We start from the raw sequence: 12,894 nt of genomic DNA on the forward strand, positions 1-12,894 counted from the left end.
TTATCTGATGTTTTTCAAGGAGGTAAACCATGAACATCATTGCCATCATGGGGCCACACGGCGTCTTTTATAAAGACGAGCCCATCAAGGAGCTGGAGCAAGCCCTTAAAGCACGCGGATATCAGCTAATCTGGCCGCAGAACAGCGCCGATCTGCTGAAATTCATCGAACATAATCCGCGCATCTGTGGCGTGATATTCGACTGGGACGAATACGACATGGAGCTGTGCAGCGAGATCAACAGGCTGAATGAATATCTTCCGCTCTACGCCTTTATCAACACTCACTCCACCATGGACGTCAGCGCTCACGATATGCGCATGGCGCTGTGGTTCTTTGAATACTCGCTCGGCGTGGCGGAAGATATTGCGACCCGCATTCAGCAATACACTGGCGAATATCTTGATAACATCACACCGCCGTTCACGCGCGCGCTATTCACCTATGTGAAAGAGGGGAAATACACCTTCTGTACGCCGGGACACATGGCCGGAACGGCCTATCAAAAAAGCCCGGTGGGGTGCCTGTTCTACGATTTCTTCGGCGGCAACACCCTGAAAGCAGACGTGTCGATTTCAGTGACCGAGTTAGGCTCTCTTCTGGATCACACCGGCCCGCATCTTGAAGCTGAAGAGTATATCGCCCGCACCTTTGGCGCCGAGCAGAGCTATATGGTGACCAACGGCACCTCGACCTCGAACAAAATCGTCGGAATGTACGCCGCGCCAACCGGAAGCACGTTGCTGATTGACCGTAACTGCCATAAATCGCTGGCGCACCTGCTGATGATGAGCGACGTCGTCCCGATCTGGCTGTCACCCACGCGTAACGCGCTCGGTATCCTCGGCGGCATTCCGCGCCGGGAGTTCACGCATCAAGCCATCGAAAGTAAGGTTGCGGCGATACCCGACGCAAGCTGGCCTGTCCATGCGGTGATTACCAACTCCACCTATGATGGTCTGCTCTACAATACGAACTGGATCAAGCAGACGCTGGACGTACCGTCGATTCACTTCGATTCCGCGTGGGTGCCGTACACCAATTTCCACCCGATTTATTCGGGTAAAAGTGGGATGAGCGGCGAGCGCGTGCCGGGCAAAGTGTTTTTCGAAACGCAGTCGACGCACAAAATGCTGGCCGCATTTTCGCAGGCGTCTCTTATTCACATCAAAGGCGAGTACGACGAGGATACGTTTAACGAAGCCTTTATGATGCACACCACCACCTCACCGAGCTATCCGCTGGTGGCGTCTATTGAAACGGCCGCGGCGATGCTGCGCGGTAATCCGGGTAAACGCCTGATTAACCGCTCGGTGGAACGGGCGCTGCATTTCCGTAAAGAGGTCCAGCGGCTGAAGGATGAGGCCGACGGCTGGTTCTTCGATATCTGGCAGCCGGAAGCGATCGACGAGGCGGAGTGCTGGGCCGTCGCGCCGGGAGAGAGCTGGCACGGCTTCCGGGATGCCGATGCGGACCACATGTTCCTCGATCCGGTTAAGGTAACGATCCTGACGCCGGGGATGGACGAGCAGGGCGTGATGGGCGATGAAGGGATCCCCGCCGCGCTGGTGGCGAAGTTCCTTGACGAGCGCGGCGTGGTGGTGGAGAAGACCGGCCCCTACAACTTGCTGTTCCTGTTCAGTATCGGGATCGATAAAACCCGGGCAATGGGGCTGCTGCGCGGGCTGATGGAGTTTAAGCGCGCCTACGATCTCAACCTGCGGGTGAAGAACATGCTGCCGGATCTCTACGCGGAAGATCCTGACTTCTACCGCACGATGCGCATTCAGGATCTGGCCCAGGGGATCCACAGGCTGATCCGCCAGCACGATCTGCCGCGCCTGATGCTCCAGGCGTTTGATGTCCTGCCTGATATGAAACTGACGCCTCACAAGGCCTGGCAACGGCAGGTGAAAGGTGAAATCGAAACCATTGAGCTGGAAAACCTGGTCGGGCGGATATCGGCCAACATGATCCTGCCGTATCCACCAGGCGTGCCGCTGCTGATGCCGGGTGAGATGATCACCGAGGAGAGCCGGGCAGTGCTCGATTTCCTGCTGATGCTCTGTTCGGTAGGACGCCACTATCCGGGCTTTGAAACGGATATCCACGGCGCGAAACGCGATGAAAACGGCGTGTACTGGGTGAGAGTCCTAAAATAAATGTGACCGCTTGCCAGGTGTGGGTTTTCGGTTGTAACGTTCAGGCATCATAAAAAGGAGAAGCTATGCTGGGTTTAAAAGCGGTTCACCATATTGCGATCATTGCCACCGATTATGCGAAAAGTAAGGCCTTCTACTGCGACATTCTTGGCTTTACGCTCATGAGCGAAGCCTACCGCGAGGAGCGCGACTCCTGGAAGGGCGATCTCGCGTTAAACGGGCAGTATGTGATTGAGCTGTTCTCTTTTCCTTTTCCGCCTTCGCGTCCGTCCCGCCCGGAAGCCTGCGGCCTGCGTCATCTGGCCTTCAGCGTTGATGACCTTGATAGCGCAGTAAAACATCTGGAAGCGCACGGCGTGACGTGCGAGGCGATTCGTGTCGATCCGTTTACCGACAAGCGCTTTACCTTTTTTAACGACCCGGATGGCCTGCCGCTGGAGCTTTACCAGCAGTAATGTTTGTCCTGTGTGATAATGCCCGCTCAGTTCGGGCATTTTTTATGTGTAATTTCCTATGACCTTACCCGCTATCGCACAAGCCGTTTCACCGTACCGCCAGCTGCTGGTGGGGTTTAGCGGTGGCCTGGATTCCACCGTGTTGCTGCATCGCCTTAGGCTCTGGCGCGACCGGGACCCTGACGTTCAGCTTCGGGCTATACACATCCATCACGGGTTAAGCCCACACGCGGAGGAGTGGGTGGCGCACTGTGAAGCCTTGTGTGAGGCGTGGGCTATCCCGCTCGTCGTTGAGCGCGTCACGCTTGCGGATGAAGGACTGGGTATTGAGGCGCAGGCGCGTAAAGTTCGCTACGCCGCGTTTGCCGGGGCATTACGTACTGGAGAAGCGCTGGTCACGGCGCAGCATCTGGACGATCAGTGCGAAACTTTTTTGCTGGCGCTTAAGCGGGGCAGCGGACCCGCTGGGCTTTCCGCCATGCCGGCGCTTTCTGAGTTTGCCGGGACGCAATTATTGCGTCCGCTGCTTGGCGAGACCCGCGCATCGCTGGAATCCTGGGCGCGGGAACATCGGCTGAGCTGGATCGAAGATGAGAGCAACCAGGACGACAGCTACGATCGTAACTTCCTGCGTCTGCGCGTCCTCCCGCTTTTAAGCGAGCGCTGGCCGCATTTTGCCGACGCGACAGCAAGAAGCGCCATGCTGTGCGCCGAACAGGAAAGCCTGCTGGATGAGTTACTCAGCGAAGAGCTGGCTGATCTGATCTCTGAAGACGGTGCGCTGGCGATCGCGCCGCTGGAGGCGGCAAGCCCGGTGCGTCGGGCCGCGCTGTTACGCCGCTGGCTCGCCTCTCATCATGCTGTGATGCCGTCGCGGGCAATGCTGAGCCGCATCTGGGACGAAGTCGCACAGGCGCGGGAAGATGCGTCCCCTTGCGTACACCTGAATGGCTTCGAGGTCAGACGCTATAAAGGAAAACTCTGGTGGGTAAAATCCTTCCCCCCGCTGACCAATGTGGTGCTCCACTGGCCGTCACCGGAGGCTCCGTTAATATTGCCCCAGGATGCGGGGAGTGTCTCTCTGATGCCGACGGGTCATGTGCGTCTGCCAAACCCCGGTGAACCGGTCAGCGTGCGCTTTAAGGCTGGCGGCTTGCTGCATATCGTCGGACGCAACGGGGGACGGAAACTGAAAAAGATATGGCAGGAATGCAACGTGCCGCCGTGGCTGCGCGACACCACGCCGCTGCTGTTCTACGGTGAAACGCTGATTGCTGCTGCAGGGGTGTTCATCACGGAAGCGGGGTGGACAGAAGAAGGGGCATGCTTCGAGTGGCGGAAAGCGTAACGGGCAGCCCGGCTGCCCGTTAGTGTCATCAGGATTCGCTCACCACGACGGTGCCGATTTGCGGGTGGCTGAAGCTGGCTATTTTGTCCAGACGCAGCTCACGCGTCGCACCGGCGTCTTCCACGACCAGGTATTCCACATTCTTGCGTGAAACCAGATCGCTGGCCTTCGCCTTCAACACTTCGCCATCTTTTAGCTCCAGCGTCAGTATTAAATGATGCTGGCAGGCGAGTTCGAGGTTGTCATAGTCATCACAATTGATGGGTTGATAAGTATCATTCATCGACATAATCGCTCACCAGTAAATTCGCCGCAGCATACGCTGCTTTTTCCCTGACCGACTCTGAAAGGCTCTCATCAGAGGCCACTTCATTAAGCACTTTCAATACACAGCCCAACGCGTCCGGGACATACCCCAGATCTCCGCTGGCGATTTCCGCATACCGTTTGCGAATTAACTCACAATAATTATTCACATCCCCTCCCGCCAGCGCACTGACTTACTGTGAGATATCATTAAGCCTACGAAGATAAACTCGGTTTAGCAAGGTGACTATACCATACTCATTTAAGCAATATCAGCGCCTTGATAGTGGTGTATTTATTACTCCGTAACAGCCTTTTGCCTCTGTTTTCGCTACAATGTGCGGCTGATTCGAATGGAGTTCTCTCATGGCGCTGAAAGCGACAATTTATAAAGCAGTGGTCAACGTGGCCGATCTTGATCGCAACCAGTTTCTGGACGCGTCGCTTACTCTGGCACGCCACCCCTCCGAAACTCAGGAGCGCATGATGCTGCGCCTGCTGGCGTGGATTAAATACGCCAACGAGCGGCTGCAGTTTACCCGCGGCTTAAGCGCGGAAGACGAGCCTGAAGCCTGGCTGCGCAACGATCATCTTGGGATCGATTTATGGATTGAACTCGGTCTGCCGGACGAGCGCAGGATTAAAAAGGCGTGTACTCAGTCCGCGGAAGTGGCCTTATTCGCCTATAACCAGCGCGCGGCGGAAATCTGGTGGCAACAAAATAAGAATAAATGCGCGCAGTTTAAAAATCTCGCCGTCTGGTATCTGGATGATGAACAGCTGGCGCAGCTGAGCGAGTTCGCCAGCCGAACGATGGCGTTGCAGGCAACGATTCAGGACGGCGCCATCTGGCTTTCTGATTCTCAGAATAATCTGGAAATTCATCTGACGGCCTGGCAGCCTGCGCCATGATCGTTTTGTCCCGAAACGTCAGCATCCCTGATAACGAGCTGGAGATCACCGCCATCCGTGCTCAGGGTGCGGGTGGACAGCACGTCAATAAGGCTTCAACGGCTATCCATTTGCGTTTTGACATTCGGGCATCAAGCCTGCCAGAGTATTATAAGGAAAGTCTGCTCGCTGCCAGCCATCACCTGATCACCAGCGAAGGTGTGATCGTGATTAAAGCCCAGGAGTACCGCAGCCAGGAATTAAACCGGGAAGCGGCGGTAGCCAGGCTGGTGGCGGTCATCAAAGAGTTAACGGCAGTACAAAAAAGCCGCCGGGCAACGCGGCCAACCCGCGCATCGAAAGAGCGTCGGCTGTCCTCGAAAGCTCAAAAATCCACAGTGAAAGCACTACGCGGTAAAGTTCGTCGCCCGATGGAGTGACGAAAGGGAACACAATTTTCATAAGGAATTCATTGTGAAAAAAGCATTATTTTCAGCGCTGGCAGTGAGTACGCTGTTTGCGCTTTTCGGGTGTAACAACCGTTCTGAAACGCAGGTTTTGCAGCCAGCGCAGAATGAAGAGTTAAAGCCAATGCAGCAGAGCTGGCGGGGCGTATTGCCTTGCGCGGATTGCGAAGGCATTGAAACGTCACTGTTCCTGCAAAAAGACGGTACCTGGGTGATGAACCAGCGCTATCAGGGCGCAAAAGAACCCTCTTCATTTGCGACTTACGGGACATGGGCGCGTACGGCTGAGAAGCTGGTGCTGACGGATACTTCCGGTGACAAAACCTGGTTCCGCCCTAAAGGCGAGAACATGGAAATGCTCGACCGGGAAGGCAATCCGATTGAATCCCAGTTCAACTACACGCTGACACCGGTGAAAGCGGCGCTGCCTGCCACGCCGATGGCGATGCGGGGGATGTATTTCTATATGGCGGATGCGGCGATCTTTACCGACTGCGCTACCGGTAAGAAAGTCAGCGTGGCAAACAATGCACAGCTTGAACGTGATTACGCCGTGGCGCGCGGCAATGACAGCAAGCCGATATTGTTGACGGTTGATGGTCACTTTACGCTGGAGCCAAACCCGGATAGCGGGGAGATGGTGAAAACGCTGGTGGCAGATAAAGACGCGAAATTTATTGCGGGCAAAGACTGTAGCAGCAAATAAGCTGACGTTGAGCCATTAAAAAACCCCGCCTGAGCGGGGTTTTTTGTTTAGCCTTTGATGGCTTTCACCAGGTAATCAAGAATGTCGCCGGTCTTGATCATCTGTTTTTCGCCGCTGCGACGGTATTTGTATTCAATCTCATCGCTGTCGAGGTTACGGTCGCCAATGACGACGGTGTGCGGGATACCGATCAGTTCCATATCGGCAAACATCACGCCCGGACGCTCTTTGCGGTCATCCATCAGCACTTCAATACCCTGAGCGCGCAGCTCGGCGTACAGCTTCTCGGCCAGCTCCTGCACGCGGTAAGATTTGTGCATGTTCATTGGCAGAATAGCCACCTGGAACGGCGCAATATTGTCCGGCCAGACGATGCCGCGTTCGTCGTAGTTCTGCTCGATGGCCGCAGCCACCACGCGCGTCACCCCGATACCGTAGCAGCCCATGGTCAGGATCTGGTTACGGCCATCTTCACCCTGAACGGCGGCGTTCAGCGCGCGAGAGTATTTATCGCCCAGCTGGAAGATGTGGCCAACTTCGATGCCGCGCTTGATCATCAGCGTACCCTGGCCGTCCGGGCTTGGATCGCCTGCAACCACGTTACGGATGTCAGCCACTTCTGGCGTCGCCACGTCGCGATCCCAGTTGATGCCGAAGTAATGTTTACCGTCGATGTTAGCACCTGCAGAGAAGTCGCTCATTGCTGCAACCGTGCGGTCAATAACGACAGGAATCGGCATATTCACCGGACCGAGAGAGCCTGGGCCGGCATTCACTACGGCACGGATTTCCGCTTCCGTTGCGAACGTCAGCGGGCTGGCTACCTGGGGCAGCTTCTCGGCTTTTACTTCGTTCAGTTCATGATCGCCACGCACCAGCAGGGCAACCAGCGGGTAAGCGCTGCCTTCGGTGGATTTCACCAGCAGCGTCTTCACGGTTTTTTCGATCGGCAGACTGAACTGCTCAACCAGCTCGGCGATGGTTTTCGCGTTTGGCGTATCAACCAGCGTCATCTCTTGCGTTGCCGCGCCGCGTGGTTCTTTTGGTGCCAGCGCTTCTGCAAATTCGATGTTCGCCGCGTAGTCTGAAGAGTCAGAGAAGATCACATCGTCTTCACCGCTCTGTGCCAGTACCTGGAACTCATGGGACGCGCTGCCGCCGATGGAGCCGGTATCAGCCTGCACAGCACGGAAATCCAGACCCATGCGAGAGAAAATTTTGCTGTAAGCCTCATACATTTTGTCGTAGGTCTCTTGCAGCGATTCCTGTGAAGTATGGAAAGAGTAGGCATCTTTCATCAGGAATTCACGAGAGCGCATCACGCCGAAACGTGGGCGCACTTCGTCACGGAACTTGGTCTGGATCTGGAAGAAGTTCAGCGGCAGCTGTTTGTAAGAGCTCAGCTCATTACGAATCAGGTCGGTGATCACTTCTTCATGCGTTGGGCCGAGAACGAACGGACGCTCGCCGCGATCGACGAAGCGCAGCAGTTCTGGGCCATATTGCTCCCAACGGCCGCTCTCCTGCCACAGGTCAGCGGGCTGAACCACGGGCATGGACACCTCGATAGCACCGGCGTTGTTCATCTCTTCACGCACGATGTTTTCGACTTTTTTCAGGACGCGCACGCCGGTCGGCAGCCAGGTGTATAACCCGGAGGCCAGCTTGCGGATCATCCCGGCGCGCAGCATCAGCTGATGGCTGATCACTTCGGCGTCGGCAGGCGTCTCCTTCAGAGTGGAGAGCAGATATTGGCTAGTACGCATGTTGTTACGGTTCCATTTCGACGATTGGAACAGGCTGAAACACCAGCCTGACACAAAAAAAGTGGTTTAGTTTACCAGTGTGGCAAAGATGCCAAAAGAGAGGAGAACAAAATTACCTGGGTTCAAGGGCAAACACTTCGAAACCTGCCCCGGTGACGCGCCAGCGCACGTTAAAATCCAGCAGCCAGACGGCGTACGTTTTTCCTGCTTCCTCTTCTTTACGGTAGGCCGGACGGGGGTCCTGTGCCAGAACTTCAGTGATGAAATCCCGTAAGCGAGGATAGGGTTTCTCCAGTTGACTAAGCTGCGCGGTAATCTCAGGCGTAAAATAAACAGGCATATCCGCCTGCGGTGCGTCCTGAGCATAGCTTGCACGCGCGTCCGGGAGGGCTTCGGCGAAGGGCAAATAGGGTTTGATGTCGATAACCGGCGTGCCGTCGACCAGGTCCAGGCTGCCCAGCTCAAGTATGACCTGTTCCTTCTGGCAACGTATGCCCTTCAGTTCAACCAGCGACATCCCGATCGGATTTGGACGGAAGGTCGAGCGAGTCGCAAACACGCCCATTCTCGCATTTCCGCCCAGACGCGGGGGACGCACGGTGGGACGCCAGCCGCCTTCCATTGTCTGGTGAAAGACAAATACCACCCATAAGTGGCTGAACGCCTCAAGCCCGCGTACTGCATCGGCCTGGTTATAAGGCGCCTGAAGATGAAGCTCGCCGCTGCCGCTGGTGACCAGACCAGGCTGACGGGGTACGGCGAACTTCTCTTTATACGGAGAGTGGATAACGCCTATCTGCTCAAAATGAAATGCACTCATTTCGCCGTGATGTTCAGCGCAGAACCGATGCAAACCGCCTGACGGTAGCAGCCCGGCGTGCCGCTGGTGACTTCGCAGCTGTGCAGCAGCACCGCGTTAGCTTTCATTTTTGCAGCGTTAATCTGCATACGTTTGCGCGCTGTCGGGATATTCGGTGGAGAGTCCTGATTGGTTGCCTGACAGGATTCACCGCTCACTTCACCCAGTTCACGGAACGGTTTGCCGACCAGTTCGTCAGCTTTGGTGATAATGCGAACCGGCGCAGGGCGAACCACTTTCGGTTTCGCAGGCTCAGTTTTTGGCGGGGTTGCCGTGCTTTGAACAGGTTCAACAGGAGATCTGCTTAGCATAGAACAGCCGCTCAGCATGAGTGCTAAAAGACAGATCGGTAAAGCACGCATAATAATTCCTCAATGGATAATCAAAACGTCAGATATTGAATCAGGTGACTGCACAAATGACAAGACGGGCATAAGCCCGTCCTGATGATATTACACTGAGGTGAGATTACCAGCCTTTAACAGCGCCGCCGTTAAACACTTTGTTGGCTTCCTGGTAAACTTCATCAGACTGATAGGCCTGAACGAACTTCTTCACGTTTTCCGCGTCTTTGTTATCTTCGCGAGTCACGATCAGGTTAACGTACGGGGAGTCTTTATCTTCAACGAAGATACCGTCTTTTGCTGGCGTCAGGCCAATCTGGCTGGCGTAAGTGGTGTTGATAACGGCCAGGGCAATCTGTGCATCGTCCAAAGAACGCGGCAGCTGCGGTGCTTCCAGTTCAACAATTTTCAGATTTTTCGGGTTCTCAGTGACGTCCAGAACGGTTGGCAGCAGGCCAACACCGTCTTTCAGTTTGATCAGGCCCACTTTCTGCAGCAGCAGCAGGGAACGACCGAGGTTGGTTGGATCGTTAGGTACGGCAACCTGAGAGCCCGGCTGCAGTTCGTCCAGCGATTTAATTTTCTTAGAGTAACCGGCAATCGGGTAAACGAAGGTGTTACCCACACCCACCAGTTTATAACCGCGATCTTTGATCTGCTGATCCAGGTATGGCTTATGCTGGAAGGCGTTGGCGTCGATATCGCCCTTGCTCAGCGCTTCGTTCGGCAGAACGTAATCATTGAAGGTCACCAGCTCAACGTCCAGACCATATTTTTCTTTCGCCACTTTCTGAGCAACTTCAGCAACCTGCTGTTCGGCACCCACGATAACGCCCACCTTAATGTGGTTTGGATCTTTTTCGTCCTGACCGCAACCCACCAGTGCCAGAGAGCCAATCAGCGCGCCTACTGCTGCAAGGGTCTTTAATTTAAACGCCATGTTTTATCCTTAACTCGTCGAGTTTGTGTTGTGTGTAACGTTATTTGTGAGTAACGGTCCGGACGATGCGATCGCCGGAGAACTGGATTAAGTAAACCAGAACAACCAGCAATACCAGAACGGTATTCATCACGGTAGCGTTATATCCAATATAGCCGTACTGGTATCCAATCTGTCCTAAACCGCCAGCGCCCACTGCACCGCCCATTGCGGAATAACCGACCAGCGTGATGAGCGTGATGGTTGCCGCGTTCACCAGGCCCGGCAGTGCTTCAGGCAGCAGAACCTTGCGGACGATCTGCATCGGCGTGGCACCCATCGCGCGGGAAGCTTCGATTAAACCGGTTGGGATCTCCAGCAGGGCGTTTTCCACCATACGGGCGATAAACGGCGCTGCGCCTACGGTCAGCGGAACGATAGCCGCCTGCAGACCGATAGAGGTTCCGACGATCACGCGGGTAAATGGAATCATCCACACCAGCAGAATAATGAACGGGATAGAACGGAAGATGTTCACCAGCGCAGAGAGCGTACGGTAAAGTTTCGCGTTCTCAATGATTTGACCTGGACGCGTCACGTACAGCAGTACGCCCACCGGCAGGCCAATTACAAAACCAAAGAAACCCGATACGAAGGTCATTGCCAGCGTTTCCCAAACGCCGCGAACCAGCAGCCACATCATCGGCTCAGACATAACCCAGTACCTCTACTTTTACGTGGTGTTCTTGCAGCCAGGCGATTGCTGCCTGGGTTTCTTCATGGGTGCCGTGCATTTCCGTCAGCATGATGCCGAACTTCACGCCACCGGCGTAATCCATCTGCGCGCTAATAATGTTGTTGTTCACGTTAAAGCGACGCGCAGTTTCGGAAAGAAGGGGAGCGTCAACGGACTGACCGGTAAACTCCATGCGCAGCATCGGGACGCTGTCTGCTGTGGATTCGGTTTTCAAACGCTCCAGATAATCTTCCGGAATATCCAGATGCAGCGTGGACTGAATGAACTGCTGCGCCAGCGGCGTCTTCGGATGGGAGAACACTTCGCTTACCGTATCCTGCTCGATCAGCTCGCCGTTGCTGATGACCGCCACGCAGTCGCAGATGCGTTTCACCACGTCCATCTCGTGGGTAATAAGGAGGATCGTCAGGCCCAGGCGACGGTTAATGTCTTTCAGCAGTTCCAGAATAGAACGCGTGGTGGCCGGATCCAGCGCGCTGGTGGCTTCGTCGCACAGCAGTACTTTTGGGTTGCTGGCCAGCGCGCGGGCAATGGCGACACGCTGCTTCTGCCCACCGGAAAGATTTGCTGGGTAGCTATCATGCTTATCGCCCAGACCCACGAGGTCGAGCAGTTCGGTAACGCGACGCTTCACTTCTTCTTTCGGCGTGTTATCCAGCTCCAGCGGCAAGGCGACGTTGCCGAACACGGTGCGGGACGCCAGCAGGTTAAAGTGCTGGAAGATCATGCCGATCTGACGACGCGCTTTGGTGAGTTCTTTTTCTGAAAGGGCGGTAAGTTCCTGACCGCCAACTTCTACGCTGCCCTGGGTTGGGCGCTCAAGCAGGTTAACACAACGGATCAGCGTGCTTTTACCTGCACCCGATGCGCCAATGACGCCATAAATTTGACCAGCAGGAACATGCAGGCTGACGTTGTTCAGCGCCTGAATGGTTCGGTTCCCCTGCTGGAACACTTTGGTGATATTGGAAAGTTTAATCATTAGATTATTTTTATCGTATGTAAGTTAGCCGTGGCATTTTCTTCTGCCAGATACGGGTGATGACCGTAAACAAAACGGATGTTAAGGCATCCAGACGTCTAAATCAATCCAACTCTGTACGATGAGCACTTTATTGCGCTGCGATTCATGAGATACTAGCTCAACAGGCCTTTTTCAGGAGCAAACCGGTGGCAAAATCAGTACCCGCAATTTTTCTCGATCGTGATGGCACTATTAATGTGGATCACGGTTATGTGCATGAGATTGATGAGTTCGAATTTATCGACGGCGTTATAGAGGCAATGCGCCAGCTGAAAGAGATGGGCTATGCGCTGGTGGTGGTCACCAATCAGTCTGGTATTGCGCGCGGTAAATTCACTGAAGCACAGTTCGAGACGCTGACCGAATGGATGGACTGGTCGCTGGCCGATCGCGGCGTGGATCTCGACGGCATCTACTATTGTCCGCATCACCCGCAGGGTACGGTAGAAGAGTATCGCCAGACCTGTGACTGCCGTAAACCGCATCCGGGGATGTTCATCTCTGCGCAGGAGTTCCTGCACATTGATATGTCTGCTTCTTATATGGTGGGCGATAAACTGGAAGATATGCAGGCAGCAGCAGCAGCGGGTGTAGGGACCAAAATATTAGTTCGCACCGGTAAGCCAGTGACGCCAGAAGCGGAAAATGCAGCGGATTGGGTGATTAATAGCCTGGCTGAGCTGCCGAATGAGATAAAAAAGCATCAAAAATAGCCTTTCTGGCGAAAAGGTGAGCGGTCGAAATAAAAATGTATATTTCCCCTTGTCATTCCTCGGCAGCTCCCTATAATGCGCCTCCATCGACACGGCGGATGTGAATCACTTCACAGACAACCCGGTCGGTTGAAGAGAAAAAATCCTGAAATAACGGGTTGACTCTGAAAGAGGAAA

At 54.7% G+C, this 12,894-nt stretch carries 15 protein-coding genes; 7 read left to right on the forward strand and 8 right to left on the reverse strand.

Going from position 1 to position 12,894, the window contains the following annotated elements:
• Nucleotides 1-29 precede the first annotated feature (29 nt).
• The 3 genes from URZ40_RS17060 (at nt 30) to tilS (ending at nt 3,965) form a co-directional block, all read left to right on the forward strand.
• Complete coding sequence (locus URZ40_RS17060; protein WP_316380898.1) at nt 30-2,162, forward strand: lysine decarboxylase LdcC; 2,133 nt, start codon at nt 30-32, stop codon at nt 2,160-2,162.
• A gap of 65 nt (nt 2,163-2,227) precedes the next feature.
• Nucleotides 2,228-2,617 carry a VOC family protein gene (locus URZ40_RS17065; RefSeq protein ID WP_028015591.1) on the forward strand — a complete coding sequence of 130 codons (390 nt, stop codon included), beginning with the start codon at nt 2,228-2,230 and terminating at the stop codon, nt 2,615-2,617.
• A gap of 58 nt (nt 2,618-2,675) precedes the next feature.
• The gene (tilS, locus tag URZ40_RS17070) at nt 2,676-3,965 is read left to right on the forward strand and encodes a tRNA lysidine(34) synthetase TilS (protein ID WP_316380895.1); all 1,290 of its coding nucleotides are present in this window, start codon (nt 2,676-2,678) and stop codon (nt 3,963-3,965) included.
• Between the two features lie 28 nt (nt 3,966-3,993).
• Here tilS and rof read toward each other — a convergent pair whose 3' ends face one another.
• Nucleotides 3,994-4,254, reverse strand: a complete 261-nt coding sequence (gene rof, locus URZ40_RS17075; RefSeq protein WP_148420153.1) for a Rho-binding antiterminator — start codon at nt 4,252-4,254, stop codon at nt 3,994-3,996.
• On the reverse strand, nt 4,241-4,441 hold the full coding sequence (locus URZ40_RS17080) for a YaeP family protein (RefSeq protein ID WP_008501889.1): 201 nt from the start codon (nt 4,439-4,441) through the stop codon (nt 4,241-4,243). The genes rof and URZ40_RS17080 overlap by 14 nt, the downstream gene beginning before the upstream one ends.
• A 196-nt stretch (nt 4,442-4,637) precedes the next feature.
• Here URZ40_RS17080 and URZ40_RS17085 point away from each other — a divergent pair, with 196 nt between their 5' ends.
• The 3 genes from URZ40_RS17085 to nlpE are packed head-to-tail and all read left to right on the forward strand — an operon-like array spanning nt 4,638 to nt 6,335.
• Complete coding sequence (locus URZ40_RS17085; protein ID WP_320720902.1) at nt 4,638-5,183, forward strand: YaeQ family protein; 546 nt, start codon at nt 4,638-4,640, stop codon at nt 5,181-5,183.
• A complete protein-coding gene (gene arfB / locus URZ40_RS17090) occupies nt 5,180-5,602 on the forward strand; it encodes an alternative ribosome rescue aminoacyl-tRNA hydrolase ArfB (protein ID WP_116344003.1) in 423 nt (140 codons plus the stop codon). Before URZ40_RS17085 ends, arfB begins: the two co-directional genes overlap by 4 nt.
• A 34-nt stretch (nt 5,603-5,636) precedes the next feature.
• Complete coding sequence (gene nlpE, locus URZ40_RS17095; protein ID WP_192982047.1) at nt 5,637-6,335, forward strand: envelope stress response activation lipoprotein NlpE; 699 nt, start codon at nt 5,637-5,639, stop codon at nt 6,333-6,335.
• 47 nt (nt 6,336-6,382) lie between these two features.
• Here nlpE and proS read toward each other — a convergent pair whose 3' ends face one another.
• From proS to metN, 6 genes are all read right to left on the reverse strand, one after another.
• Nucleotides 6,383-8,101: a proline--tRNA ligase gene (gene proS / locus URZ40_RS17100; protein WP_320720903.1), complete on the reverse strand. Its 1,719-nt coding sequence runs from the start codon at nt 8,099-8,101 to the stop codon at nt 6,383-6,385.
• 112 nt (nt 8,102-8,213) lie between these two features.
• A complete protein-coding gene (gene tsaA / locus URZ40_RS17105; protein ID WP_320720904.1) occupies nt 8,214-8,921 on the reverse strand; it encodes a tRNA (N6-threonylcarbamoyladenosine(37)-N6)-methyltransferase TrmO in 708 nt (235 codons plus the stop codon).
• On the reverse strand, nt 8,918-9,322 hold the full coding sequence (gene rcsF / locus URZ40_RS17110; protein WP_008501883.1) for an Rcs stress response system protein RcsF: 405 nt from the start codon (nt 9,320-9,322) through the stop codon (nt 8,918-8,920). The genes tsaA and rcsF overlap by 4 nt, the downstream gene beginning before the upstream one ends.
• A gap of 106 nt (nt 9,323-9,428) precedes the next feature.
• Nucleotides 9,429-10,244: a methionine ABC transporter substrate-binding lipoprotein MetQ gene (gene metQ, locus URZ40_RS17115; RefSeq protein ID WP_116344006.1), complete on the reverse strand. Its 816-nt coding sequence runs from the start codon at nt 10,242-10,244 to the stop codon at nt 9,429-9,431.
• A gap of 40 nt (nt 10,245-10,284) precedes the next feature.
• Entirely contained in the window at nt 10,285-10,938 is a 654-nt protein-coding gene (locus tag URZ40_RS17120; RefSeq protein ID WP_014168730.1) for a methionine ABC transporter permease MetI, read from the reverse strand.
• Nucleotides 10,931-11,962, reverse strand: coding sequence for a methionine ABC transporter ATP-binding protein MetN (gene metN, locus URZ40_RS17125; RefSeq protein WP_163330366.1), 1,032 nt, complete (start codon nt 11,960-11,962; stop codon nt 10,931-10,933). Before metN ends, URZ40_RS17120 begins: the two co-directional genes overlap by 8 nt.
• 188 nt (nt 11,963-12,150) lie before the next feature.
• Between metN and gmhB the strand changes: the two genes are divergently transcribed.
• The gene (gene gmhB, locus URZ40_RS17130) at nt 12,151-12,717 is read left to right on the forward strand and encodes a D-glycero-beta-D-manno-heptose 1,7-bisphosphate 7-phosphatase (protein WP_233002989.1); all 567 of its coding nucleotides are present in this window, start codon (nt 12,151-12,153) and stop codon (nt 12,715-12,717) included.
• Nucleotides 12,718-12,894: the final 177 nt, after the last annotated feature.

The sequence above is a fragment of the Enterobacter sp. 296B2 genome (genome assembly GCF_034106185.1).
Lineage (GTDB): Bacteria > Pseudomonadota > Gammaproteobacteria > Enterobacterales > Enterobacteriaceae > Enterobacter > Enterobacter cloacae_N.